This window comes from Segatella baroniae DSM 16972 = JCM 13447 (assembly GCF_000426585.1).
Classification (GTDB): domain Bacteria; phylum Bacteroidota; class Bacteroidia; order Bacteroidales; family Bacteroidaceae; genus Prevotella; species Prevotella baroniae.
The window spans coordinates 162,882-189,793 of the sequence record NZ_AUFQ01000001.1 but is presented as its reverse complement, the minus strand read 5'-3'; the positions used below and the strand labels follow the sequence as shown (position 1 = coordinate 189,793).

24 protein-coding genes are annotated in these 26,912 nt (G+C 51.7%); 12 read left to right on the top strand and 12 right to left on the bottom strand.

Annotated features, from left to right (window positions below):
- Window positions 1-917 precede the first annotated feature (917 nt).
- The 6 genes from K334_RS0100865 to K334_RS0100840 form a co-directional block, all read right to left on the bottom strand.
- A complete protein-coding gene (locus K334_RS0100865) occupies window positions 918-3,257 on the bottom strand; it encodes a cellulase family glycosylhydrolase (RefSeq protein WP_027444366.1) in 2,340 nt (779 codons plus the stop codon).
- Complete coding sequence (locus K334_RS0100860) at window positions 3,254-3,709, bottom strand: T9SS type A sorting domain-containing protein (RefSeq protein WP_021590683.1); 456 nt, start codon at window positions 3,707-3,709, stop codon at window positions 3,254-3,256. The genes K334_RS0100865 and K334_RS0100860 overlap by 4 nt, the downstream gene beginning before the upstream one ends.
- Before the next feature lie 84 nt (window positions 3,710-3,793).
- On the bottom strand, window positions 3,794-5,779 hold the full coding sequence (locus K334_RS0100855) for an IPT/TIG domain-containing protein (protein ID WP_025880743.1): 1,986 nt from the start codon (window positions 5,777-5,779) through the stop codon (window positions 3,794-3,796).
- A gap of 17 nt (window positions 5,780-5,796) precedes the next feature.
- Window positions 5,797-7,134, bottom strand: a complete 1,338-nt coding sequence (locus K334_RS0100850; protein ID WP_027444364.1) for a glycan-binding surface protein — start codon at window positions 7,132-7,134, stop codon at window positions 5,797-5,799.
- 11 nt (window positions 7,135-7,145) lie between these two features.
- Window positions 7,146-8,912: a RagB/SusD family nutrient uptake outer membrane protein gene (locus K334_RS0100845; RefSeq protein ID WP_027444363.1), complete on the bottom strand. Its 1,767-nt coding sequence runs from the start codon at window positions 8,910-8,912 to the stop codon at window positions 7,146-7,148.
- Window positions 8,913-8,927: 15 nt separating this feature from the next.
- Window positions 8,928-12,209, bottom strand: coding sequence for a SusC/RagA family TonB-linked outer membrane protein (locus tag K334_RS0100840; RefSeq protein ID WP_027444362.1), 3,282 nt, complete (start codon window positions 12,207-12,209; stop codon window positions 8,928-8,930).
- 1,101 nt (window positions 12,210-13,310) lie between these two features.
- Here K334_RS0100840 and K334_RS0100830 point away from each other — a divergent pair.
- From K334_RS0100830 to K334_RS0100770, 12 genes are all read left to right on the top strand, one after another.
- Window positions 13,311-14,603 (top strand): acetylxylan esterase, encoded by a 1,293-nt coding sequence (locus K334_RS0100830; protein WP_027444361.1) that lies wholly within the window; start codon window positions 13,311-13,313, stop codon window positions 14,601-14,603.
- Between the two features lie 74 nt (window positions 14,604-14,677).
- Complete coding sequence (locus K334_RS0100825; RefSeq protein WP_025880739.1) at window positions 14,678-15,742, top strand: glycoside hydrolase family 26 protein; 1,065 nt, start codon at window positions 14,678-14,680, stop codon at window positions 15,740-15,742.
- Between the two features lie 44 nt (window positions 15,743-15,786).
- The gene (locus K334_RS0100820) at window positions 15,787-16,950 is read left to right on the top strand and encodes a glycoside hydrolase family 130 protein (RefSeq protein WP_025880737.1); all 1,164 of its coding nucleotides are present in this window, start codon (window positions 15,787-15,789) and stop codon (window positions 16,948-16,950) included.
- A 1,061-nt stretch (window positions 16,951-18,011) separates the two neighbouring features.
- Window positions 18,012-18,227, top strand: a complete 216-nt coding sequence (locus K334_RS0100810; RefSeq protein ID WP_002560959.1) for a hypothetical protein — start codon at window positions 18,012-18,014, stop codon at window positions 18,225-18,227.
- Window positions 18,228-18,238: 11 nt separating this feature from the next.
- Window positions 18,239-18,460: a hypothetical protein gene (locus tag K334_RS0100805; RefSeq protein WP_002560960.1), complete on the top strand. Its 222-nt coding sequence runs from the start codon at window positions 18,239-18,241 to the stop codon at window positions 18,458-18,460.
- Window positions 18,461-18,473: 13 nt separating this feature from the next.
- Window positions 18,474-18,890, top strand: a complete 417-nt coding sequence (locus K334_RS0100800) for a PcfK-like family protein (protein WP_002560961.1) — start codon at window positions 18,474-18,476, stop codon at window positions 18,888-18,890.
- Window positions 18,887-20,218 carry a PcfJ domain-containing protein gene (locus K334_RS0100795; RefSeq protein ID WP_002560962.1) on the top strand — a complete coding sequence of 444 codons (1,332 nt, stop codon included), beginning with the start codon at window positions 18,887-18,889 and terminating at the stop codon, window positions 20,216-20,218. The genes K334_RS0100800 and K334_RS0100795 overlap by 4 nt, the downstream gene beginning before the upstream one ends.
- Before the next feature lie 24 nt (window positions 20,219-20,242).
- The gene (locus K334_RS0100790; protein ID WP_002560963.1) at window positions 20,243-20,500 is read left to right on the top strand and encodes a DUF8466 domain-containing protein; all 258 of its coding nucleotides are present in this window, start codon (window positions 20,243-20,245) and stop codon (window positions 20,498-20,500) included.
- A gap of 19 nt (window positions 20,501-20,519) precedes the next feature.
- The gene (locus K334_RS0100785; RefSeq protein WP_002560964.1) at window positions 20,520-20,750 is read left to right on the top strand and encodes a DUF3873 domain-containing protein; all 231 of its coding nucleotides are present in this window, start codon (window positions 20,520-20,522) and stop codon (window positions 20,748-20,750) included.
- Complete coding sequence (locus tag K334_RS0100780; RefSeq protein WP_002560965.1) at window positions 20,747-20,992, top strand: DUF6956 domain-containing protein; 246 nt, start codon at window positions 20,747-20,749, stop codon at window positions 20,990-20,992. Before K334_RS0100785 ends, K334_RS0100780 begins: the two co-directional genes overlap by 4 nt.
- A 53-nt stretch (window positions 20,993-21,045) precedes the next feature.
- Window positions 21,046-21,354, top strand: a complete 309-nt coding sequence (locus K334_RS0100775) for a hypothetical protein (RefSeq protein ID WP_002560966.1) — start codon at window positions 21,046-21,048, stop codon at window positions 21,352-21,354.
- Between the two features lie 122 nt (window positions 21,355-21,476).
- Window positions 21,477-21,698, top strand: coding sequence for a DUF7688 family protein (locus tag K334_RS0100770; RefSeq protein WP_004356138.1), 222 nt, complete (start codon window positions 21,477-21,479; stop codon window positions 21,696-21,698).
- 64 nt (window positions 21,699-21,762) lie between these two features.
- Here K334_RS0100770 and K334_RS0100765 read toward each other — a convergent pair whose 3' ends face one another.
- From K334_RS0100765 to traN, 6 genes are all read right to left on the bottom strand, one after another.
- Window positions 21,763-23,220 carry an ATP-dependent nuclease gene (locus K334_RS0100765; RefSeq protein ID WP_002560968.1) on the bottom strand — a complete coding sequence of 486 codons (1,458 nt, stop codon included), beginning with the start codon at window positions 23,218-23,220 and terminating at the stop codon, window positions 21,763-21,765.
- A 161-nt stretch (window positions 23,221-23,381) separates the two neighbouring features.
- A complete protein-coding gene (locus K334_RS0100760; RefSeq protein WP_002560969.1) occupies window positions 23,382-23,909 on the bottom strand; it encodes a glycoside hydrolase family protein in 528 nt (175 codons plus the stop codon).
- Entirely contained in the window at window positions 23,906-24,409 is a 504-nt protein-coding gene (locus K334_RS0100755; RefSeq protein ID WP_002560970.1) for a DUF3872 domain-containing protein, read from the bottom strand. The genes K334_RS0100760 and K334_RS0100755 overlap by 4 nt, the downstream gene beginning before the upstream one ends.
- Window positions 24,406-25,308, bottom strand: coding sequence for a DUF8464 domain-containing protein (locus K334_RS0100750; protein WP_002560971.1), 903 nt, complete (start codon window positions 25,306-25,308; stop codon window positions 24,406-24,408). Before K334_RS0100750 ends, K334_RS0100755 begins: the two co-directional genes overlap by 4 nt.
- Before the next feature lie 7 nt (window positions 25,309-25,315).
- On the bottom strand, window positions 25,316-25,891 hold the full coding sequence (locus tag K334_RS0100745) for a conjugal transfer protein TraO (RefSeq protein WP_008764729.1): 576 nt from the start codon (window positions 25,889-25,891) through the stop codon (window positions 25,316-25,318).
- A gap of 2 nt (window positions 25,892-25,893) precedes the next feature.
- On the bottom strand, window positions 25,894-26,880 hold the full coding sequence (traN, locus tag K334_RS0100740; protein ID WP_002560973.1) for a conjugative transposon protein TraN: 987 nt from the start codon (window positions 26,878-26,880) through the stop codon (window positions 25,894-25,896).
- Between the last annotated feature and the right edge of the window lie 32 nt (window positions 26,881-26,912).

Sequence of the window (26,912 nt, the reverse complement as noted above, 5' to 3'; positions counted from 1 at the left end):
TCGAGGAGACGGAAAATCGTGGCTCGGAAGAGGCCAAAGAAAAACAAAAAGTCAAAGACGCGATGAGGGAAATCGTCAAAGCAAAACATTTGTTAAATGCCCAACTTGGGCAAACGTCAAAGCAAAACATTTGTAAAATTCCGCGGTCGGGGAAACGCCAAAACAAACGGCGGCGGCCTTTCCGCGGTCGGGGAAACGCCAAAACAAACGGCGGCGGCCTTTCCGCGGTCGGGGAAACGCCAAAACAAACGGCGGCGGACTTGCTGAGAGTGTAAAACAAACCGTGTCAGGTCGGTTCATGGGAGCATGGCCATGGTGCACTGCGCACTACCGCCTTGGCGGTTGGTCCTTTTAGAGGGCAGGGTTGCGAGCGCAGCGAGCTACCCTGCCTAAGCTTTGGTGGTGTGGAGCTAGGCCGAAGGTCTTGGTCTTTTTTACATTTGAACCATCGCTTTTTGCGGGAAAGTTTGTTTTCAATCGTCGCATGTGTCCCGCATGCTTCAAAAACAATTGACAATTCCTCCGGCTCACCCTTTATACACAGCAACATCCACCACAAACGTAAAAAAAAGACCAAGACCTTCGGCCTAGCTTTCTCTGTCACTGGCCAGGCAGGGTAGCTCGCTGCGCTCGCAGCCCTGCCCTACAAAAAGACCAACCGCCAAGGCGGTAGTGCGCAGTGCACCATGGCCATGCTCCCATGAACCGACCTGACACGGTTTTACTTTACACTCTTTGCTGAACCCGAACAAACGTCCCGGCAAGCGGCGGGACGGAAAATCGAAGACGGTTCTTGGCCATTCAATCACATGAAAAGCAATTTATTTTTGTAAGTCGTATTTTTTTTTCATGGTCAGGGGAAAAGGAACAGGCATGGAACAGAGTGGCAAACGGCTGTTCCATGCCTGTGGTGGTTGTCATTCGCCATAGACGGCTTTGAGGGCTTCCACTACGTTGGGTAGGCTCCATTGCGGTACGGTGCGGTCTTGTCCGTCGAAAATCGACATCCAGTTGAAAGCAGCCGCATGGGCAGCCTTGGCCTGGCGGGCGATGTCGGCAGCTTGGTCGGCCGCGGCTTTCTTCAGTTTTTCACTCGATTTTGAGGTGACGGTCGTTTCGAGACCGTCCGGTCCGGCTTCGCCTGCCGTGCCATATTCGCCGATGATGAACGGAACCGTCGTGAATTTTTTCGTCAGGTCGCTGAAGATGTTCGTCAGTGCGTTGTGGCATTCTGCGTTCCACTCGCCGTGTGTGTTGATCCAGTTCCATGGATCGTAGGAGTGGACCTCGGCGATGAGATGGTTGTCGGCCGGGTCGGTGGGAATGTTGAAGTTCCGGAGCACTTCGGCGCCTTTGGCCCCGGCGTAGGTGTTGACGATGAGGTTGCGCTTGGCATTGTTGCCGCCGGTGGCCCTCACGGCGTCGACAAAGTCTTGCGCGTAGTTGTTGAGTGCCGTGTAGCTGCTGCTGTTTTTGGGTGCGTTCCAAGTGTTGGAGGCGTCGAGCATTTCGTTGTAGCCCTCAAACAGCAGGTGCTGGTCGTAGTCTCTGAACGTGTTGGCGATTTGTGTCCACAGCTTCTTGAAGCGTTCTTTCGTATTGTTGTAGACATCCATGTCGGCTTTGATCCACGCACCCTTGCCGGCTGCCGTGTCGTGGTGCACGTTGACGATGACATAGAGGCCTGCGCTGAGGGCATAGTCTGTCACCTCTTTCACGCGGTTCATCCAGGTGTCGTCCACGTTTCCCGCGTCGTCCATGTGTTCATACCAGGTGACGGGGATGCGGATGGAGCTGACGCCGTTGGTCTTGAGGAAGGTCATCATGGCCTGTGTCGTGACCGGCTGGCCCCAGTAGGTCTCGTATTTTTCAAGCGTCAGTCCCTTGCCGCCGCCATTGGCGTCGAGCGTGTTGCCCAGGTTGCAACCGACATAGAAGTTGTTGACGGCGCTTTGGGCCGACTCTTCGACGAATGTCGCGTTGAGGTTGATGTCGCCACGGGCGAGCACATTGGCATTGCCCATGGCCGATTTCCACCATTCGTTCGACGGCATGGCCGTTCCATACCAGGGCATGAAGTTGAGCCATTTGGCTCCGGCGTCCCATGCCTCGCCGATGTTGGCTGTAGGCGTGGCGTTGTCGAGGCCGCATTCGGCCAGCGTTATCATCTTGGTGGGGTAGAGGGTGCGCAGCTGGTTGTATTCCGTTGCTTGCCGGGCGGCGGCATATCCATAGAGGTCGCGGCCCACAATGTCGACAAAGGCGTCGCCGGGATACCAGTCGCTGTCGTTGTCGTACTGCGTGCTGTCGCCGTTGTAGTTCTGTGCCGTCCATTCCCAGATGAGGTTGTGAATGCCTTTGTTCTGGAAATAATGGAACATGGTTTGCCAAAGTTCCTTGAAGGTTGCGGCCCCGTCGGCTCCCCACCAGAACCAGGCTTTGCCCCAAGAGGCGCCCGACTTGAGTTTGGCGTTGCCCGCCGCCTCGTGGAATGGACGCCAGAGCGCAACGACACCCGCGTCTTGCAGTTTCAGCAATACGTTGCAAACCTTGTCCATCTGTGCGTGGAAGTATTTGTATTCCCATGTGCCGGCCACAAGGGCGTTGCTTGCCTTGAAAGTCGTCTCGTCGGGCTTGACGGTGACGCCCGAACCGTCGTTTCCTATCGTGGTGTTCTCGGTCTTGGGGACATTGAAATGCCACATCAAATTGACGATACCGCCCGCGTCGGCCCATTCCGTGACCGGCGTGATGTCGTTGTAATCAATCCATCCGTTGCCCTCGGGCACCTGGATATGGATGAAGTCGTAGCAGTTGATGGCCGGGTATTTGCCTGTAATCTGATGGATCTTGTCGGCTTCCTTATGGTTCCATGAGACATCGGCCATGATGCCCGAAACGGTCTTGACGCCATAGATCAATCTCAGATAGCGATAGAGGTTCTTCGCCTTGTCCGTAGCTTGGTTGTCGGCCAGCTGTATGCCCGCAACATTCACGGGATAGTCGTGCTGAATGTTGAATGTGATGTTCTTGATGTCGGCAATGTTCAGTTCTTCCGTAGGGCCAAACTCTTCAAAACCTGTGGTGTAGATTCCCAATGTGCTGGGATTCGTCACCTTCAAGTAATTGTTGTCTTGGACGACATACTTGAGAGAAGTGCCATCATTCTTGTTGATGACGTAAGTGTCGGTCGCGCTTTGCGCGTGGCCGGCGATGGTCGTAAGGCCGGCGAGGAAAGAAAGTAGAAGTTTTTTCATCGTTTGGTGATTTTGATGGATTTGCCATTGGCCTTGATGATGTAAAGTCCTTTGGGAAGTTGTTCCAAGTTGATAATGAGCGCATCTGAAAGTCGGCTGGCCTTCACGCTGACAGGATGGCCGTTGAGTGTAAAGATGGAGAAGTCTACCTTCTTGCCGGGGATGACCAGCTGGTTGCCTTCTTGTCTGAGTTCCTGCTGTCGTAGAGTCTCTTTGAGGCCGGTGGCCGTGTTGCCAAAGGTGAAAGTTCTGACCTTGTAAAGGTCGTACTCGGCTTTCGTAGTCCCAGCCTGGACAGACAGCTTGTCGTTTTCCATCCTGATGTCAGGCAGGTCGGCCAAGGCGTAGGACTGGGTGGTGCCGTCATTGAAGGTGATGACAAGCTCCTTTTGTTCGGCAAAGCCCGGCAGTGTGGCGAGCAGCAGCAATAACGTGAGGGTGATCGTTTTCATAAAGCGTATGATTGATGAATTGTGGCGCAGCAATTGATACCGCGCCACAATATTACAAAAATATTTTGACTTTCCTATAAGTACTTATGGAGTGAATACCATCTTTGTTATGCCAGGCAAGTCGCCCTGGATTACAATGCCACCCGTATTCTTGATGTTCTGGACATCCGCCTCGGTGAATGTATAGGAGAGTTGTGATTCGGATGGATTCCAGTCGGCTATAGTTGTGATTGCAGCCCACGAATTGTTGTTTATCTGGACTTGGCCTTTGGAAGTGGTAGGTTTGTAAACAACCAACCGGGTGCCGGCTTTGAATCCGAAGCTCTCAAGTGAGGCCAGGGGAATGATAAACCGTCCGTTGTCATCCCATGTGAAGTTGAATGGATAGGTGATATTTTTCCCATTGTTCAGCTTAACCAAGGTTGCGACGTCTACATCCTTGGGCTTGCATACGATCTTGCCACCGTTGTATTTGGTTCCGTCGGGGCCTACGAACTGCAGGTTGTGGGTGCCGGCGGCTATCGTTGACGGAATCAGGAACGTCATCGCGTGGTCGGTATGGCTCTTGAACTTTGTCACCTTGGTTTTACCAATGTAGACTGCCTCGACATTGTTGAAGTTCTTTCCGTTGACGGTGACATACTCTCCGATGACTCCCGATGCAGTTTCGGAAAGGACAGGGTCGGTGGCGGCATTGATGGTGAGACCCGATACGGAGACGGTTGTACCATTCTTCAGGTTCAGTGTGCAGCCGCGGCCTACGGCGGAAGTCGGAATGACCGTTCCTATTGCCGTTGCGGAGATCTTCGTGTCGCCGGCTTCTGCCGTCACAGGCGTTTCACCAGGGAACGTGATGGAAGCGACAAGGTCGAGGTTCCTGCCCCTCAACATGATCTTGTTGCCGGCCATGATGACATTGGGTGTGAAGCTGGTCACCGCTGGTTTGACAAGCGTGTAGGCCACGGTGACGCTCTTCCCGTTGGCAAGGCCCAGGGTGATGTCGCCCTCTTGGGCTGCTTCGGGAACCTCCGAAGTCACCTTGTTGGCGGCAACGGTCTTGATGACGCCATCCGCATTGGGATACTTGATGGATGTGACAAGGTCGAGATCCTTACCCGTGATGGTGATGACGGCACCGTTCTTGACGGGGGCCGGGGCAGCGGTCAAGCCGGAAGGAACGACGGTCGTGATACTCCCGGCAGGGATTTCGACGCCGGAGTAGGTCACCAGTTGAATCTCGCCGTCGGAAGCATTGGCCGGAATGGTGAACGTGATTTGCTTGCCATCGGCTGACTTCTGCAAGTCTTTCTCTGCCACAGTAGCTCCTTTCAGTACGATTCCCTTGATTTGGTCGAGGCTTGTCCCATTGACGGTAACGCTCTGGCCGGCCTTGGGTTTGTCGTTGGAGAGGGAGGTGACGGTCGGCAGATTGACAATCAGGGCCTTCTCGGTTTCAATCTCGTTGGGCGTTTCCGCAAGGTCGGTGAGCTTGAACTCGCCCGTCTTGGCTTCCATGGGGATGGCTACCTTGATGGTGTAACGGTCATGTGCCACGAACTTGTCGGCTCTTACCGTATCCTTGTCGGCAAAGATAATGCCCTTGAAAAGGTTGAGATAGTCACCCTTGATGGTCACGATGTCGCCGACGTTGCCCGTCTTGTTGTTTTCGTCGGAGCCGACGAAGAAGTCTTTCACGACGATGTCCTCACGATATCTGATGGCCGTCAGCGTCTTGATTTCACCGCCTTTGACGGTCTTCAGCACCACGATACCCGTGTCGCATTTCTCCGCGGGCACGGTGATGGATATCTTGCTGTGGCGTCCACTCTCAATCACTTCAAACTGCGTGATGGGATCTGCCCCCGGCAAATCAATCTCGGAGATTTGGTCGAGGTTGGAACCGATGAAGTACAGCGTTCCTCCTCTGAGGACGGGACATGGGCCAAAGGCATTCAGGGCGATGTCGTTGCCGTATTGGTCGGTGTTCAAATCGTCATTGCTGCATCCTGTCAGTGACAACCCGCAGAGGGCTGTCACCAATAGGAATAATATATGATTCAATTTCTTCATAGTTCAAAAGTTTACAATTATTTATAAGGAACGGCTCTGATGTTGTCGATCTTGACAATGGGTTTGCATTCTTTACCATTCACGCCGCCGCCAACAATGAAGATGGTGAGACTGGTGAAGTCGGAGGATTTCAAGTTACCGCTGGCCTTGCCTCCATTGATACCATAGATGAAATCGCTGAATGGCAAGGTTACCGTCACCCACTTGTCGCCGGTGTCATAGCTTCCCGTCCCTTCCCAAGGACGATACAGGCCGCGTGGGAGTACATTGTTGTTGAAGAACGTGTTGTTGGCACCTGCTGTCATTTCGCCATGGACGTCTACGCCCCCTCCGGCACCGGTAATCTTGTCTACGCCGCCGACAATCAGCTGCATGGCACCCGCCATCCAAGGATTGCTCTTGGGAATGTACATTTCAAACTTGAGGGCCATCTTCTCGAAGTTGGCGAAGTCGGCGAGGTCGGTGAGCTTTTGGCTTACCCTCGGGAGATAGGACAATGGCGTCGTCCATTCTCCAGGCCAATATTCAAATGCAAAGTTGCCGTCATCCCATGCGCCGTCTTCCTTCATTGTCACAGAACCGTCACCAAACTGAACGAAGTTGCCCGTTTGAGACGTTGCGTCGCTCTGAATCGGTCTGCTGTGCCAGCCGTGGTTTCCAAGTCCTGTCACGCCGTCGAAGTCGAAGAGCAGGCCCCGGGTGTCCTTGTAGTGGAAAGAAGACTTGGTCTCTCCATAGACGGAGGTGACGATGAATGGACCTGAAGCCTTGCATTCAGGCATTGTGAAGGTAAGTTCGTTCCTTGTCTTCGTTGTGAAATCGGTAATGGTCTTGCCATCGGGCAAGGTCACTTTGATCGGCGTGTTGGGGTCGTCAATGAAATAGCTGCCCGTTATCGTCACTTCCGAACCTGTCCGAGCGTATTCATTGGACATGGCACCGACGACCGGAGCAGGGATGACTACATGGAAAGCGTATGTTGTCGTGTCCTTATCCTTGTTGATGAGGAAGATCTTGTCGGATACGACGTCGGGAATCTCTGAAGGAACAGTCACGATCAACGTGTTGTCCGTGATGTAGCTTGTGTTCAGAATGGCCTTTTGGTCGTTGAAGTACATCTGCTTAACGCTTTTCAGGTTCTTGCCTACCAGACAAATGGAATTTCTGGGAGAGGCTTGTACCAGCAACGAGTCCTTGCTGTCCACGTTACTGGGGCGTATGTAGTAAATGGTCGGAGTACCATCGGCCAACTCGAACTTGTCTGGCTCGTCCTGACAGGACTGAAGCGCGAAGCAAGAGAAGACACCCATGGCGGCGAGAAGTATACCACCGACATTGTTTTTATTGAGTTTCATATTCTTTCGAGTTAAAATTTGATTGTACTTAGGTCGAAATCTTCCGGAGCTTCCAACAGCAGAGGGTTGTAGGATGTGTCCGAAGTGGGCAGGGGAAGCGTGAAGCTTCTGTGCGTTACGTTGGGAACAGCTGCGTTTTCATCATATTTGCAATCGGCAGCATTCCAGTTTCCTGAAGTGTAGTACTCTTTGTAGAGGGCGTCCAGGTTGGAATAGGTGCTCCTGCGTTGTGCCTTGATTTCGTCGATGGCACCCTGCGGGTCGTAGTAGTAGCGGCGAACAAAGTCGTACCAGCGGTCGCCTTCGCAAGCCAGTTCGAGGCGGCGCTCTTTCCATACATCCTCCCAGGTGATGGAAGTCGGCTTTTCATAACTGGAAATGCCGCGGTGACGAACGTCATAGAAATACTGCAACGCCTTGGCGTCGTTCGTCGACGTGCTGTTGCCCATGATGGCTTCGCAATAAATCAGATACACATCCGAAAGGCGGAGCAAGTGGGTGTAGAGGCCTGAAGCCATACGGCCGTCGCTGGTTCCAATGTACTTCTTGTGGTCGGCGGCGTCGCCATACAGGTGTTTCACTTCCTGGGCACCGGTCGGACATTCCCATTGACCTTCGCTCGTATGGTTTGCATACCCGTTGTAGACGAATTTCAAGAGGTTGAATCCGTCGGGTTCGTCCGTATAGAAGTAGTCATACGTGTCGCCGGCCATCATCATGGTGGCCTTGCGGCGGGTGTCCGTATTCTGGCGGCTTGCGCTCAAGGCGTTTTCGCCGAAGGCGTCCTGCAGGTCTACCGAAGGCCCGTTCCAGCCTCCCCACATGCTGCCCTGCTCACAGAAGCCACTGTAGAAAAGGTCGCTTTGCAGCGAGTTCTGGCTGGTCCACTGTGCGCCTACCCTCCATGCCCATGAAATGAGCGCTTCGTCGCATATGTTGTGGTCACCGCGGAAGATGTCCGAATAATTGGTTTCCAGCTTGCGGCCACTGTTTTCGATGACGTCGAGCGCGTACTTGGCGGCGTTTGCCAAGTCCTCGGCATTGCGTTGGTGAGGCGTACAGGTGATGTAGCTGTAGCTGCCCGGGGTGTAGGTGGTGTTCTCCTCGCTGAATCCGGCCTTGGTCAGGTAGACTTTGGCCAGCAAACCCTTTGCGGCGTATTTGTCGATACGTCCTTTCTTTGTCGTGTCTTTTTCCGGCAACAGCTCTATAGCCTGTTTCAACATCATGACGATGTAGTCGTATATGTTGCTGATTTTAGCCTTACGCTGTTTGGTTGCAGTCTGGTTGTTGATGATTTCGACGGGATCGTTGATGATGGGAACGGCCCCGAACGAGCGAACCAGATAGAAATAGGCCATCGACTTCCATACCAGACATTCGCCGGTACTGTAGTTCTTCACGGCCTGCGAGGGCCCCGTAGAACCCTTGATGTTGGCCATGACCGTCGAGGCGTGGGTGTTGACAGACCAAAGGGCCGCGCTCATGTTGGCCAAGTCCTGGTCTGAGCCGTCAAGCGTGAACGTCAGGTAGGGGGAACCGCCCCAATAGAAGTTGCCCGACAGCACTTCGCCCACTTTGAAGAAGCCGCGTTGGAAATCGTACCAAGGCGAATTGTAAAGATAGTTGACGCCAGCCCGACACTGGTTGTCGTCTTTATAGTAATTGCCGGTGTTGTAGGTGTCCTCTGTCGGGCAATCCAGATAGTCCGAACAAGAAGACAGTCCAAGTCCCAAGAAGGCGGCACAGGCGATAGTTCTTATATTTAACATTTTCATAGTGTTCTGCTTTAATTAGAAAGTAACGTTTAAGCCGAATGAATAGACGGTCGGTGAAGGATAGCGTCCGTTGTCCAAACCATAGACGTAGCCATGGCTGTCGGCCGTCGAAGCGCCGACCTCAGGGTCGTAGCCCTTGTAGCCCGTGATGGTCCAAAGGTTCTGGAGGTTGCAATAGACGCGCACGTTTTCCAAATGGATGCGTTTGATGAGACTCTTCGGGAGTGTATAGCCGAAGGTGATGTTCTTGATGCGGAGGTAGCTTCCATCTTCGATGTAGCGGTCGCTGATGCGGGTGTTGGTGTTCGGGTCGTTGATATGGACGGCCGGCAATGCCGTGGGGTTGACCACCTGAACGTTGTCGATGTCGTCATACCAGTGCCACACAACGTCCTTGTTGTGTCCCGTGTAGCCCTGCGAGTAGTCCTTGTTGGGGTCGATGGGTGTGACGACCGAGCGGCCGAGAACCGTTGCCTGCTGGTTCGTCCAGACACTCTTCATCGCGTCGAGCTTCATGCGGAGATAGTTGTACACCTTGTTGCCGACAGAGCCGTTCACGAAGATACTCAGGTCGAAGTCCTTGTAGCGGAAGGTGTTCGTCCAGCCGAAGGTGTATTTGGGCATGGGGCTTCCGAGATAAGTGCAGTCTTTCTCGTCAATCACCTTGTCGTCGTTCATGTCCTTGAACTTCTGGTCGCCGACCCATACCGTGTTGTAGTGGTTGTAGCCGTTGGATCCTTGGTAAGCCACCGGCTTCGGCGACTTCTCGATGTCCTCGTAGCTGGTGTAGATACCATCGGTCTTGTAGCCGTAGAACTGGAACAGAGACCGGCCGACGTCGCTCTTGCTGACGATGTCGCTCCACTGGCCGTAGCCCCAGATGGACGCGCTGGCCGTACCGGCCAAAGCCTTCAGCTTGTTCTTGTTCCAAGAGATTTCAAAATCACTGTCCCAAGAGAAGTCCTTGGTGGAAATCGGGTGGGCGCTGATGGTGATTTCAAGACCTTTGTTTTCGATGGAACCATAGTTGCCCCATGGCGCCGCGATGGCGGAAGACGTGTTGCCGGAGGTTCCCATGTAGGAAGGCAGCTGCATGGGCATGAGCATGTCTTTGGAAACTTTCTTGTAGAGGTCGACCACAAGGTTCAACTTGTCGTGGAAGAAGCCCAGGTCGATACCGATGTTGGTCTGCTCCTGGCTTTCCCAATGTACTTGTGGATTGGCGACGCGGGCCGGGCGATAGGAGTCGCCGAGGCCGGTTTCCATGATACTCAGGTCGGAAGCCCATTTGCCCGAACCGATGTTCGAGTTGCCGGTTTGTCCCCAGCTGAAGCGCAGTTTGCCGTTGCTCAGCCAGTTGCCCGCAATCTTTTGGATGAACTTCTCGTTGGAGAAGCGCCATGCCAGCGCAAAGGAATGGAAGTTGCCCCATCTGTGAGCGGGGCCGAAGTTGGAACTGCCGTCACGACGGAAAGTATAGGTCGCCAGGTAGCGGTCGTCGTAGTTGTAGGTTTCGCGGGTGAAGAACGAGGCCATGGCGGAAGTTCCGAAGCCTGCGCCGATCTTGTAACTCTCTGAATTGCCCAGCGCGGGGTTCTGGATGGCATTGGAAGGCAACTTCGTCGCGTATGAGCTATTGAAGTCCCACTTGCTCTTCCAGCATTCCTGACCCACCATGGCCGTGAAGCCGTGCTTGTCGATTTGGCCGGAATAGGTCAGGTAGTTTTTCACTTGCAGGTAGGAGCCCGTTGTCTTTTGCAGGCGCATCATATTGTCGGAGCGCACCCAGTTGCCCAACTTGACGGTGGGTTCAAAAGTGGAGGCACGGTCCCAGTTGAAGTTGTAGCCCAGTTCCGCGTGCCAGACGAGTCCTTTCATGAAGGTCACGTCCGCGAAGATGTTTCCATTGAGCAGGTTTCTCTTATAGCGGATGTCCTTCAACAGCGCCAATGCCACAGGATTGGGGTTGGTCACGCCTTCCCTTGCGATGGATGTGTAGCCGCCTTCGATGTCGTAAATGGGAATGTCGGGAACGGTGGTCAGCGCATAGTTGATGACACCCTCGTCCTGGTCGGCTCTCAGTAGGCGTTCGTCGGTGTTGGCATAGCTCATGTTGAAGCCCAGTTTCAGCCAACTTTTGAGTTGCGCGTCGAGGTTGGCACGCGCGCCGTAGCGCTTGAAGTTGCTGCCGATGAGTGTACCGTCCTGGTCGGAGAAGTTGGCCGACACATAGTATTTCACCTTATCCGTGCCGCCTTGGGCGCTGATTTGGTGTTGCTGGTGGAGTGCCGTGCGGAAGATGGCGTCCTGCCAGTTGGTTCCGACTCCCAAGAGAGAGGGGTCGCTCAGCGCGTCGTCTTTCGTCGCCTGGCCCTGCGCCACCATGTCATTATAGTAGTTGGCAAATTCGCGGAGGTTGAGCATGTCGATGCGTTTGGTCTGCCGTTGCCATGCCATCATGCCGTCGTAGGTGAACTTGGCCTCGCCGGTCTTGCCGTGCTTGGTCGTGATGAGGACGACACCATTGGCACCCTGCGCGCCATAGATGGCCGTGGCCGAGGCATCCTTCAGGATTTCCATGCTCACGATGTCGTTCGGGTTGATGGTGGAGAGGGGGGAAACGGTCGATACGGAACCGTTGCCCAACGCGTCGCCGAGACCTACGGACGCGCCTGAAGAGTTGGTGTTGGCCCAGATGACACCATCGACCACGTACAGTGGTTCGGCGTTGGCGTTGATGGTGGCCTGGCCACGCACGCGAATGCTGGTGCTGGAGCCCGGCGCACCCGATGTGGCCATGGACGTAACACCGGCAACACGGCCCTGGAAGGCCTGGTCGAGGTTGGTGATGACCGAACCTTTCATCATCTTCTCGTTCATCGAACCTGTGGAACCGGCCAGGTCGCTCTTCTTCATCGTACCGTAGCCCACGACAACCACCTCTTGCAGACTGTTGTTGTCCTCCACCAGTACCACGTTGATGTTCGACTGGCTGCCCACTTTGATGGCTTTGGTGACATAGCCCACGTAGGAAATTTCAATGGTTTGCCCAGCGGTGGCGTTGATGGTGTAGTGTCCGTCAAGGTCGCTCACCACGCCCGTTGTAGATCCCTTGATCTTCACCGTGGCGCCGATGATGGGGCCTTGTGAGTCGGATATGGTACCCGTGATCTTCTTTGCCTGCTGCACGACGGCCGGAGGGTTCGTCGTACCGGCGGCATACGCGTGCGGTGCATGGCTCATCAGTGAGAGTGAGCATAGTCCCGCCAGTAACGTAACTTTACTGTTTGGATTCATACATTTTTAATTTAGGTCTCCGACATGTTGCCATGTCTTCTTTTTTAGGTTTTACAAATTTGTCTTTTCTTTTGATTTGTCTGCTGATTTGCATCAGCCCCTTAGGGAGAGATTCCAGCCATGGTTTGTTCCTTTCTTCGTTGTTTGGTATTGAATGTCATTCGTTATAGGTCTATATATAAAGAGGTGTAAGGCGATGGAACGCCTGTCGAATCAACAACTGCAAAGATATAGATAAAAAACAAACGGCAATGATACAATCTTGATGAATACTGATACTATCTTGCCGATTTGCCCCGAATGTCAAACAAGTGACTTTTTGATTTGTTTTATTTTGTATTCTGTAGTTTCTTTTTGCATGATATTCACATATCATGGTTGCAAATTTATGATATTTTCCAGCATTGTCCAAATTTTTGGCGAAGAAATATCGGTGTTTTGTGTCGGAAAACGCCATCTTCCATGCAATATATGGGCTGGAATAGTGGAGACACGGTTTGGTGTCACGACGCGGTCGTTGAGTTTTTGCGCGCCCTTTTGCCGGCGGGTGCGGCCTTGGACATCGCCATCCGTCTCTTTTGTAAATCTTTTTTGCCTTGAAAACGGTATGGATTTTTATGTCATCCAGCATTTGGAAGGTTGCGAAAGGGCCGTGTCGGCGAATCGTGGGGCTGCGGCTTGCCGTCCGCCGTTGTGCAATTGTGCGGCCGAAGCTGCGCTTTCGCAACCTTGGAGCGGTCGTTTGGGTCGACAACCGGCAACCTTTTGGCGGTTGAAAGCATGGAGATTGCAAGGTCTAAGCGCAGCTTTGGCAAGCTGCTTGTGAAGCAGTGGATGGATGTTCTCAGGCAAATCATTGGCAATCAGCAGGCTATGCAGCTTGCTGTATTTCCGCGGATTTTCGGTCAAAGGATTTTCGTTTTGAAATAAAGCCACTCTTTTGAGGTCGTTTGTAAGGTTTTTTGATATTTCCAAAAGGCATTTGCACGAAAGTGTCTGCTTTGGTCAAGAAAGTATCGGTCGGTTTTGAAGATTCTGTGTAATTTTGCCGATGAAATCAAATTACCGCTTCATTAACTTCTTATCTATTATCCCGATATGATGAAAAAATATGCGCTTCTCCTGGTGGCATTGAGCCTGACGATGAGCCTGTATGCACAGATTCGTGGCAACAACATTGTTGTGATGGTGCAGCCCGACCATGCCGATTGGAATTACAAGGTGGGTGAGACGGCCCGCTTCAAGGTGAGCGTGCTCAAGTCGAGCACGTTGCTGGACAATGTGCGGATGGACTACGAGGCCGGCCCCGTGATGTATGCCCGTGAAAAGAAGTCGGTCGTGCTGAAACGGGGCGAACTTTCCCACAGCGGTTCGCTGCGGAAGCCCGGCTTCTATCGGCTGAAGGTGACGGCCCACGTGGACGGCAGAGCCTATGACGGCCTGTGCACGGTGGCTTTCTCGCCCGAGAAGATCGTGCCCTTTGCCCAGACCCCGGAGAACTTTGACGCCTTTTGGCAGGCGGCGATGGCCGAAGCGCGGAAGAACGACCTGAATCCGACGTTGCGGTTGCTGCCCGAACGCTGCACACAATATAATAATGTATATGAAGTAAGCTATGTCAACAACCAGTGGAACTCGCGCATGTACGGCATACTTTCGGTGCCCTCGGTCCCCGGTAGATACCCCGCGTTGCTGCGGGTGCCCGGCGCCGGCGTGCGGCCCTACGGCGGCGACACCTATACGGCTCCCGGGCGGGCCATCGTTCTGGAGATCGGCATTCACGGCATGCCCGTGACGATGGAGCAGAAGGTGTATGACGACCTGCTGGCCGGCGCGCTTCATGACTATTGGAACGTGAATCTGGTCGACCCCGAGCGCAACTATTACAAGCGGGTGGTGACGGGTGCCGTGCGTGCCGTGGACTATATCGCCTCGCTGCCGCAGTGGGATGGCAAGACCATCGGCGTGACGGGAGCCAGCCAGGGCGGTTTTCTCTCGTTGGCCGTGGCGGCGTTGGACAAGCGGGTTACATTTCTGGCGGTCGTCCACGACGCCATGTGCGACTATGAGGCCGAGCTGAACCGGGTGGCCGGCGGCTGGCCCCACTATTTCCATCAGGAGACGGAGGAGAACGCGGGGGCGGATTTGTCGAGCCGTGTGAAGGGTGCACGCTATTACGATGGCGTGAATTTCGCCCGTCGCGTCACCGTTCCGGGCTGGTATTCGTTCGGCTACAACGACGAGGTGGTGCCGCCCACGTCGGCCTACGGCCTTTACAATGCGGTGAAGGCGCCCAAACAGCTGAGTGTCTACCAGCAGACGGGACACTACTGGTATCAGGAGCAGTGGGACGAATGGCAACGTTATATCCGCAAGCAGCTGGGCGTGGAGTAGGCGAGCGGCCTTCCGAATCGGCGAGAGTGGGAGGTCATATATATAATAAGGTGAAATACTAATACAAACTACAAATGAGATATATAGGAATGGTATTGGGTGGTCTGCTTTTGACCACCGGCATGTGGGCGCAGACGCCCGCACAGAAACTGATCAAGCGGTTGAAGGCTATCCAGAAGCGAGGCGTGATGGTCGGCCACCAGGACGATCCCATCTACGGAACGACCTGGAAGTGGGACGAGGGACGCAGCGACGTGAAGGAACTCGTGGGCAGCTACCCTGCCGTCATGGGCTTCGACCTGGGCAAGATTGAACTGGGGTCGGACACGAATCTCGACGGCGTGAGTTTTGAGCGCATGCGGCGTGAAATCGTGGCCCAGCATGAGCGGGGCGGTATCGTCACGTTGAGCTGGCACCCGTGGAATCCCGTGACGGGCGAAAACGCCTGGGATCCGTCGGGCGAGGCCGTGAAGGCCGTCCTGCGCGGCGGAGCCCAGCACCGCAAGTTCGAGGGATGGCTCAAGGTTGTGGCCGACTTCATCAATTCGCTCACGACGGCCGACGGAACGAAGGTGCCCGTCATCTTCCGCCCGTGGCACGAGATGAACGGCGCCTGGTTCTGGTGGGGCGGCAAGAGCTGCACGCCCGAGGAATACATTTCGCTCTATACGATGACCCACCACAAGCTCGCGGGACGCTACGGGTGCGACAATGTCGTGTGGGCCTACTCTCCCAACGTGGGCTACGACGACTATCGGAAGTATTATCCCGGCGACCAGTATGTGGACTTGGTGGGCGTTGACATCTACGAGTTCGACAAGGACAATGCAGCTTACCAGCGGGGGCTAGCCGCTTCGCTCGACGACGTGGTGAGGTTTGCCCGCGAGGAGGGAAAGATTGCGGCCGTGACGGAGACCGGCTACCAGCAGGTGACCGACCCGGACTGGTTTACGCAGACCTTGTGGCCCGTGTTGCGCAAGTATGACGTGAGCTATGTGTTGTTCTGGCGCAACGCCTGGGACAACGAGAAGGAACATTATCTGCCCGCCAAGGGAGAGGCGGCCGCGCCCGACTTCGTGAAGTTTGCGAAGGAGAAGAAGACCTTGTTTGCGGACGACATCAAGAAGATGGGGAGATAGAAAGATACATAAATCCTAAGAAACGATACTAAAACAAATATAGCATGACAGATTTTGAAAAAAAGGTTGCGGCATTGCGTGCCCGCCACGAGGCGTTGTTGACGAAGAAAAACGTGGCCGAGGATTTCGGCAACGGTATCTACACGCGTTACGAGTTCCCGATACTGACGGCGGAGCACACGCCGCTGGAGTGGCGTTACGACTTCGACGAGAAGGACAACCCCCACCTGATGCAGCGCATCATGATGAACGCCACGCTCAACAGCGGGGCCATCAAGTGGAACGGCAGGTATCTGCTCGTCGTCAGGGTGGAGGGTGCCGACCGCAAGAGCTTCTTTGCCGTGGCCGAGAGCCCGAACGGCATTGACAACTTTCGCTTCTGGGACGAGCCGATAACCATGCCCGACGACGTGGTGCCGGCCACGAATGTCTATGACATGCGGCTGACGGCCCACGAGGACGGATATATCTACGGCGTGTTCTGCGTGGAGCGTCACGACGACACCATGCCCGGCGACCTGAGTGCGGCCACGGCCACGGCGGGAATTGCCCGCACCAAGGACCTGATTCACTGGGACCGGCTGCCCGACCTCAAGTCGAAGAGCCAGCAGCGCAACGTGGTGTTGCATCCGGAGTTCGTCGACGGCAAGTATGCTTTCTACACCCGCCCGCAAGACGGCTTCATCGACACGGGTTCGGGAGGCGGTATCGGCTGGGCGCTGGTCGACGACATCACGCACGCCGAACTGGGTGAGGAGAAGATCATCAATTTCCGCCACTACCACACCATCATGGAGGTGAAGAACGGAGAAGGCCCGCACCCCATCAAGACGCCCGACGGCTGGCTCCACCTGGCGCATGGTGTCAGAGGTTGCGCCTCGGGACTGCGCTATGTATTGTATATGTATATGACGGCCTTGGACGACCCCACCCGCGTGATTGCCCAGCCGGGCGGCTATCTGCTGGTGCCCCAGGGCGAGGAATACATCGGCGACGTGATGAACGTGGTGTTCTCCAACGGTTGGATCGCCGACGAAGACGGCCGCGTGTTCATCTATTACGCGTCGTCCGACACCCGCATGCACGTGGCGACGTCGACGATAGACCGGCTGGTGGACTATTGCATGCACACGCCGGCCGACGGATTTACGACCACGGCTTCGGTGGAGACCATCAAGAAGCTTGTGGCTAAGAATAAAAAACATTAATATTTGATGGGGCAGGATTTGCGGTTGGGATGAATTTAGTATATTTGCCCGTTGAAGTTACGAAAAGAGTGTAATTTATTGAAAATGAGCGTAGGTTAATTGCTCTTGATAGTAATAGGTTACGATTTAGTTAGTTATCTACTGCATTATCCTTCTGCGCGTCGCGTAACCTTCAAAGAACTCTTTGTATGCAAAAGTAGCTATTTTATCCGAGATTTTGATATAAACTCCCGGATTTTTTATCACCTCATTCATTAGTTTTTCCGTAAAAGCGGTATTGTTCGTCGGAACACCATTGCCCAAAACGAGTTTAGAACAAACGTGTGCCGACTACCGCATAGCCAGAGAAAAGGGCATTGCCTCACGCCTAAACGATGTTTAGACTGATGAAGCAATGCCCCTTTCTTTTGCGTCTATGCCAAGAGGTGCTTTTACGGGCTACCAGATGATTTTTCTTTTTTAGCTGTTTTTTGTGCCGGAAGCGGAAAGTGAATGCAGAGAGTGTCAGCCTGCCCCATAAATGAAACAAGCGGCCACACACAGCGGGCAATCCGGGAAGAATGATTGTTGCCACCCGGCTGGACAAGTCCCGTCGGATCGGAAAACAATCATACTCCCTTTGTTGTGGTTTGCCCTTTTCACGCTTCCGGTGATGTCTTTTTCCTTTTGGTGATTCCTTTTTTACGGATTTTCCCCTGAAGTTTTTTCTACCCAATCTGCCTCTGGTTTCGTTTACCTCCATTTTGCGCCTTTCAGTGAGCCGCATCAGTCAGTCATTTTCGTTCAGGGCGCAAAGGTAATTCCGGGATTGGACGGGAAAGCAAGGTCAAGCCTCCTGTTTTCTGCGGAAATCTCCAGCCCTTCGGGTAGTATTTCCCCGAAAAACCTTGCATTCCCTAATCCCTACCTTTTCAAGCACCCGAAACGAAAACGACCGATGCGACAGAAAGACGCATAAAAAAAATGTCGGATAAACGAGAGGCAGATAAGATAGTTTGAAACTCAACTCCCTCAGCTCTTGAATCCGCATAAAAAACAAAAAAATCAAAAACAGCGAAGATATGACGGCAACGGCAAATTTCAGACAAGTGGCGCAATACATCGGGTTGGCGATATGCGGCTTGATGATGCGCACCGCCTTCGGGGTGTTCGGCATCCTTTGGGACATCATCAGAGAGATTATAAACGGAGTGTTCCGAGTGGCGATAGGTGTAATCGTGGCTATCCTTTCCACCATTGCCTACTTCGGCTTCATCCTTTGGTTATTCACCCTTTAACCCTTACCGACATGGCAAAGAGAAACAGCAAGACGGTAGCGCAGCAGTGCAGATATTACGAGGTGGACAACATCTTCGTGTATATGGTGGAAACGTACATCAACGGTAATTTTGAAACTTTCCGAAGATTGTACCACGAACTGAACAAGGACACACGGAGGGACTTCATGGACTTCCTTCTCAGCGAGGTAGAGCCGACCTATTGGAGAGAGAGACTTAAACAGACAATCTAAAAACGACAGCGATATGAAAGGAACAGACCATTTCAAAAGAACGATACAAATGTATCTGGAACAGCGGGCGGAGGAAGATACGCTCTTTGCGAAGAAGTACCGCAACCCTGCCAAAAACATAGACGAGTGCGTGACCCACATTCTGAACTATGTGCAGAAAAGCGGTTGCAGCGGCTTCACGGACGGAGAGATATTCGGGCAAGCCATCCACTACTATGAGGAAAACGAGATAGAGGTGGGCAAACCTATGAACTGCCAAGTGGTGGTGAACCATGTTGTGGAACTCACGGAAGAGGAAAAGGCGGAGGCACGTCAGAACGCAGCTCGCAGATACCAAGAGGAGGAACTCCGCAAGTTGCAAAACCGCAACAGACCGCCAGCGAGAAAAGTAACCCAATCCCAACCCTCATTATTTGATTTAGGCTTATGAAACCGAAGACCAAGATACAGAAAAAGGTGGCAAGACTTTCAGCCAACCTTCGCCCCATATCAGCGACACAAATAGATTGGGCATACCGCCACTGTATTGAACATATCGGCTACCGCACCAAGAAAGGGAACATTACCTGCTCCGACTGCGGTCACGAGTGGTACAGCAACAGCGTACTGTGCGACACCCTTGAAGGCTGTACCTGCCCCAAATGCTATGCCAAACTCAAAGTGCAGGACACACGCAAACGTATCTACAAGGAAACGCAGTATTTCAGCGTGATAACCACCTGCAAAGGCTATCAGGTAATCCGTGTGGCGCAGGTCAGATGCGAGAGCAGGAAAGGCGAGCCGATGCACTTCTATTGCCACGAGGTTGTGCAGCGTTGGATTTCACCCGACGGTAAGGTTACGGACATGGCGTTGCTCCGTGGCTTCACATTCTATTACTGCGATGTATGGGCATTGTGCAGCGCGATGGAGATAAGACCGCACAACAGCCTATACGATGATGTTGTGGCAAGAAGCTGTGCATATCCTAAGATGAGGGTATTACCCCAACTCAGACGCAACGGCTTCAAGGGCGATTTCCACGGCATTTCCCCCGTGCGTCTTTTCAAAGCCTTGCTTTCAGACCCAAGAATTGAAACCCTTATGAAAGGCGATGAGATTGAGGTCATGAAACACTTTCTTTTCAATGCCCGTACTGCCGATGAATGCTGGGCATCATATCTGATTGCCAAGCGTCACAAGTATCGGATAGACAACTTCTCCATGTGGTGCGACTATCTGCGTATGCTCAACAAACTCGGTCAAGACCTCCGCAACCCGAAGAACATCTGCCCCGAAGATTTCATGGCGGCACACGACAACGCAACTCGAAAGATTGAAGCCATACACGAGAAGGAACGGGCCGAACAACGCCGCCGCTGGGAGATTGAAAGGCGTGAGCGTGAACAACAGCGGCAACTGCAAAGGGAAAAAGATGCGGAGGATTTCATTGCCAACAAATCCAAATTCTTCGGATTGGTAATCACTGACGAGGAAATAATCGTCAAGGTACTTGAAAGCATAGACGAGTATTACAGCGAGGGCAAGGCACAGAACATCTGCGTGTTCGGCAGTGAATACTACAAGAAAGCCGACACCCTCATACTCTCGGCAAGGATTGGCGGTGAGATAATTGAAACCGTAGAGGTGGATTTGCGGACACTCAAGGTGGTGCAGTGCCACGGCAAGTACAACCAAGACACCGAATACCACGAGCGCATCATAGACCTTGTGAACAAGAACGCCAACCTTATCCGTGAGCGGATGAAAGCGGCATAGCATAAACCCTAAAACAACATTGATATGGAAGTAAGAATCGAAAGCATGATTTGTGTGTGGGACGATAAAATCCCCACCTTGTTCCTTGAATTTGTAAATCTCCTCACTCTCTCAACAAGTGAGGAGGGATTAAGAAAGAGCGTAAAGGAGTTTGCCGAGAAGCACGAACTTGACAAGTTTTTCCTTTACGGCTTCGGCTCTCACCATTTCTACCTGCACCAACGCTACACGAGCAACCCCGAAATAGTGATGAAGAACAGAGTTCTGTCAGTACATTTTTAATCATCTAAAAAGCAACATTATGGCAACACGAATGACCATCAACGGAGTAAGCACCTGTACGGAAGCAGGGACGGAGAAATATGAGCGTTTCCAATCGGGTATCGGCAGACGCAAGCGGACACTTGTGCAGTACGACTACCGCCATACGGACGGAGAACTGTTCACTTGTGTCAAACCCACATTGGACGAGTGCCGAACCGCAAGGAACAAGTGGCTGAACGCAAAGCAGGGAAAGGAGGGCAACCGATGAACACGACCTATCAAACGCTGATAGTCAAATTCAGCGAACCTATCGCGGCATTGGACGGTATCTTTGACGATGCCCAAGCGTGGGGAACGGACACCCTCAAAGGGTGGATAGATGATTACGAAAGCACACGTTTCACCGCCACCGACAGCCATACGGCAGTCATCACGAGCGAGTACAATATGGAGTGTGTGAAGGAGTGGCTGCAACGGCAGACACCCATTGCCGAGATGCGAGAATTTTGAACAAGTTGGCGGTGTCCGCACCGCCAGCACTTAAAACCCTAAAAACAACGAATATGATAGCACAGACGATATTACAGCAGATAGGTGGAAAACGCTTTACCGCCATGACAGGTAGCCGAGATTACATCAATATGGGCAACGGCTTACGGATGAGCCTTGCAAGGAACAAGACAAGTGCCAACCGCCTTGACATCATCTATGATGCGGGGGCAGATCTCTACAATATGCGCTTCTACCGCAGGACATTCAGCAAAAAGACATTCGAGTGCAGGACGAAGGACATTGCCGTACACGAGGGTATCTATTTTGATATGCTGGAGGAAATGTTCACGATGGTGACGGGACTTTACACACGCTTTTAAGAAGAGGAACGGGCGGTAAAATCGCCGCCCGCTACTTTTGTCAGTGAGCAGTGGGCGGCACAAAAGTAGCAAAAAGCCCAAGTTCCAATCTGTGATACAATTTACAAAAACAAGTTTTAATCATGGAAGCAATCAGACAGAACGGAAAAATCATCTTGCACAGCAACGACGGCATAAGCATAAAGATGATTTTCAGAAACCTTACGGGAAGGAATTTTCAAGGTCAGGAGTATGCGGACTATATTAGCCACATCGCAATTGGGAGCATGGGGTTTACGCCCGGTAGCATTGAGCATTGCAGGGACGGTGGCGTGATAGACACGGGAACAATCCCGAATGTATGAAAAGCGGAAAATCCAATGAAGTTGGCGGCTTCATCGGATTTTTCCGAAATAATCATTAAGTATTTTAATTTTGAAATGTTTTTTGTAAGAATGTTAGTAGTTTAGACATATCTTCCTTTCGATATATCATTTCACAAACTTTTTGAACAAATACATTTTCTTCTATTCCTTGTTCTTTTAAGTTTTTAATGAGGTAATTATAAAACGCCTTGTCGTCATTCTTTTTGATTAAACTATCCACCACTTCTTTTAGTGATTTAACTTTGAAAAAACGGTCACCTATTTCCTTGAAAAAATCAGCATCTTTATTTACAATAATTTTTTCATGTAGGTATTTTTCCAAACTATGTATTGGCAGAAAATTTATTGTTAAATTAGTATATAATCCCTTTTGCTTATATAGTTGTTCAAAATCCGGTTTTACATCACCATCAAGAACACTTAATACTTTTGTTCCAACCCCTGCTAAATTTGACTTACAAATATCATCTTGCATTTTTAACACATTCTCCCAACCACCACTTGGTAGAATATTAATCAATTTACTTTTATACAAGGCATTTTCATCAATTATATTCTCCAATATATATTTAGCCAACACATCCTCTACTAAAATAAGAAAATCGTATCCCGAATGTTGATAAATATCTCGTGTTGCATATGATGGATAACATGGATTTACAATAGCGATATTATCCAACTCCTTTTGTAAATGAAAAATATTTGAAGGCTTTATTTTCCTAAGTAATTCTATTGAATGACTTGAAAAATATATAGCAAGATTATACTCTGTAGCCAATTTTTGCAAAAAATCAACTAACCTCATGATTGCAGATGGATGCAATGCTAATTCAATTTCATCTATCAATATAAGCCGTACATCTTCAGACTTTGCAGGGCGAACAATGACAACATTCAACATATGCAATAAGCTAATCAACATATTTTCTCCTGCACTCATACAAAACTGATTAACTATTCCATTAGTTCCTTCAATGAAATATGGAATTCCTTTGAACGCTTTAAGTTGTGCTAATGTTCTATTTTTAATGCGTTTAAGATTTGTATAGAAATCATAATTTCCATGCAAAATATAACTTAAATTGCGCGAAACAAACGAATCTGCATCAGTTAAAATTGTATTATTAACTCTTTCAGCTTTTAGTAATGTATCATAATTTGCATCTATAAAACGCATTCCATGTATTATGCTACCTTCATAAAAACCTTTTAGAGATATTATATCAGTTGAACTACAACTCCATCCTCTACTGGCTTTTGTCCAAGAATTTTCTTTTCCATCATAGGATATTGTGATTTTACTATTAGATGAATAATCATGAGGTTGAAAAACATTGAATGCAGAGTTACGTACAACCTTAGAAATGACTGTCATGATAGTACTTTTGCCTGTTCCATTAGCTCCAGTTATAGCATAAAGTCCTGTTTCTATTGGTAGATTTAACTCAATATTATTGATGTTCTTTAATTGTTCTATTTTTATATTTAATTTATTATTCATAATTGTTCTGTCTTTGGACGCAAAATTAGGCATTTTATACTGAATGACAAAATGTTATCATAAAATAATACAACTAAAGTAATATTGAGGTGATACATAATTACCCCTGCTCTTGAATTATAAAACAGAGGTAATTATTTTTTTTACGAATTTTGCATCAATCACGGGATATACAGCAGCGCAAACTCCACCTTTCTCCGTGTGAGCAGCATGGCATGGCGTTTTCCCTTGTAACTGCAAAAAGCAATATATTCATGGTAGATGTTCCTGTCGCCAGCCTCCAACTTCTTTATCAAGGTGCTTTTGGGGATTGTCTTGCTACCCAAAAGCCGGTATGGACCCACGTTGTAGGCAAGCGTGGCGAGTAAAAGGCTGTCTTTCCCGAACTGCCGGAACATCGCGCAGAACTTCCGCAAGTCTTTCCGCAGAAGCACGTCCGCCTGCCGCTTCGTCATGGTTCGTGCCGAATATCTTTCGTCCGGCAGAATTTTGTGACCCCAACCCACGTATGGGTGGTGTTTTTCCGAGTGCCAGCCCTCAAAATATTTCGTGCAGCACACCGCCCTCTCGAAAAGTGGCAAACGGTAGATTGCCGCCTGCCCGTCCATTCCCTCTCGGCGGCTGATCCGTGCGGACACGGAACAGACCGCCATAAGCGAACAGAGCATTACCATGAATACACGCATCATTTCAGCAAGGGGCTGAAGTTGCCGATGGGAACGATGGTCAAACCGTCATCCTTTACATTCCGGTTGTTGAAGTCAAATTCCAGCTCGAAGGAGTTGCCGAAGTTGTCCTCCACCACCACAATAAAGTTGTGCGCCTCTTCGCCCTCCGCCGTGTAGTACAGGCGGAACTTTTCGTTCTCCAGCAGGTAGCGGTCGTTGGGCAGGAAGGTGATGCCGTTATCCATTTTCAACTTTCCTTCTCCCTCAAACTGAAAATAGCGGATGGTATAAAGCGTGTTAGCGAAGTCGCCCTCCTTTTTCAGTTCACAGCGGATTTCCACCGTCTGCCCCTTTGTCACCTTGTTCGGCACGGGCATGACCTCCACCGTGAAGGGATAGGACTGTTGGATGTCCATGTCGTCATCGCACGACACGAGGGTGAATGACACAGCGGCTATCAGGCATAACGCCACCACCTTAAAGATGTTTGTACTCTTGTTTCTGTTGTTCAGTATGTTCATTGTTCTTCGATTTTTAGATGATTGTTTTTCTGTTTTTTCGTTGTCCGTTGCAGGTACTCATTCAAGTCCTTGCAACCGTCATAGAGGGAGGAACGGTCGGCGACACGCGCCCCATACCGTTTGGCAAGAGCGTCAAGCGTCCGCCGTCCGGCTTCGTCACGGTCAAGGAAGCATCCGATGCGCCCGTAGCCGTCCAGCAATTCCGCCGCCTTCTCCACGTTGGCGACAGAGTTCAGAACAAGGCAGTCAGCGTTACCGGTTACGCCAAGCGTCACAGCGGAGAGAAAGTCCATGAAGCCCTCAAACACGAGGCACTCGTCAGCCGGGATTTCCTTCGTCCTTGCCAAAGACACATCTTTTGGCGGGATGCACCCCTTGAAAAATCGGCTTCGGACTTCATATCCACCTGCCATATTCAGGAAACCGACAGCAAAATACCGTTTTCCACGCACACTGTAGTTCAGACGGCAACAGTGACGGGATGTGATGGCGATGGGTATGCCACGTTCCGCCAGATAGTCCGTCAACGGTGAGCGAAGTAACGGAGCGACCTCCACATCCTCAAAGACGGGTTCGGTCGGCTTCGGGAGATAGGCGGGCTTTTCCCATCCGGCAACCGTCATATTGGCGGCTTCCGCTATGAACTTCGCTTGCTTCATGAAGTCATCGCTTTGCAGAAACTCCCCGGCAAGCGTGAAGATGTCGCCGCCCTTGCCCAAACCGAAGTCGTACCAGAGCTGTTTCGCCACGTTCACACGGAAAGAGGGTGTGCGCTCGCCCCTGTACGGGGCAAGATACCACAGCTCGTTACTGCTCCTTCTAACAGGCTCATGCCCCAGCCGTGCGAGAAAATCCGTAAGCGGCATCCTTCTGACAGCATCTATTTCCGTCCTTTCCATGCCCGTGTCAGTTGATGATGAACTTGATACCGACCCCGAACTGCGTGTGAAACTTCCGCGTGTCGCCACCCCAAAGGCAACGCTCCCGCAGATTGGCAAGCAGGGCTATACGGTCTGCCACGTAGCATTCCACATCGAGCGTCAGCGCGCCGCCGTAGATGAAGGCGTCCCGGTCGTGCAGCGTAGAACCGTCATGCAGCACCTTCGTTCCCCAGTTCACCGACTCATATCCGGCAAGAGCCGAAGCCCCGGCATAGACGAACACGATTTTTCGAGCGTCCGACAGTATCTTGAAGTAATAGCCGCCCTCCGCCGTGAACTGCGCCACGGGTATCTTGGTGTTCTTGTAAGGATTGTTTTTCAGGAGGTATTCGCCACCGAACACCCACTTGTTTCCCCTCTTCGTGTAGGTGGAAAGAGACGCCCCGAAACTGTAGCCGCCGTCCTTGCCACCGGGATTGAAACCGTCCGCCATGTCCGCCCTTACCTCGATGCCATGCATCTTCGGCAGACACCGCTGGGCGTGCGCCTGCCCCGTGAAAAGGGCAAGCGACGCGATGATTATTGCGATGTATTTTCTCATGGTCAGCGCACTTGAAGTTCGTTAATGGTGCTGGCTCGTACCAAATCCTCGTTCTCAATCACGAAGGACTGGTGACGGCCGCCGTTCTTCTCGTTCAGCTCCACCACGAGGCACTTGTCGTCGGGGATGGTGAACTTCGCCATCGTGAAGACCGTGCGCTCACTTTTTTTGCCCGGCACGAGAGTGGCGTAGTTCTGCGCACGGAGCGGCAGAATGATCTGCTCCTGCACGGCGGTACGTTTCGCCACCTTCTTGTCCACGATTTTCCAAGTGATGTAGTCCACATCGAAAGGCACGTTGCTCTGGTTCTTTATCTCCGTGTGGAAGTAGAGTAAGCCGTTGTGCGTGTAGATGCCTTTCAACAGGTATTGGATGCCGAAACGCTTGCAGCCGATATGCTTCACCTCGCGCTTGTTCTGTTTGTGGATGGACTTCATGATAAGGCGCACCAGCATCGGGCTTTCGCTGCCCAGCTCTTTCAGATAGATTTCCTGCGCATTGTTCGGGCGGTTCACCGTACTGCCGTCATGGATGAAATCGCACATCTCCACGTTGAGTAACAGCGGTTCGGCGGCGTACTTCACGTTGAAGGTGTAGAAACTGCCGTCCTCCGTGATGACGGACATATTCGTTTCGTTGGGAAAATTTCTCACGGTAGCCTTCACGCGGATGACGTTCTCCGCTCCGTCGGCTTTCCCGGCAATCAGGTCGGGCGAGCCTAAATCGACATAGCGCACCTCCGCCGGAAAAATGACGTGGACGGTCTTGTCATAGGTCACTTCCAGTCCGTGCGGCGGTATCATGCGGTCGAAGGTCAGCTTGCGCGACAGACCGTGATACAGGTCGCCGTCCGCCTCCTTCTGCGGATAGACCTCCTTCGTCAAGGTCGGCTGTTCACTTCCTTTGGTCGTTTCAACGGTTACATTCTCCTGCGCGTTGGCAGTTGCGATGCCCATAGCGAGGGCAAACATGATGATTACTTTTCTCATTACTTTTGGATTTTAGTGGTAAATGTTTTTTT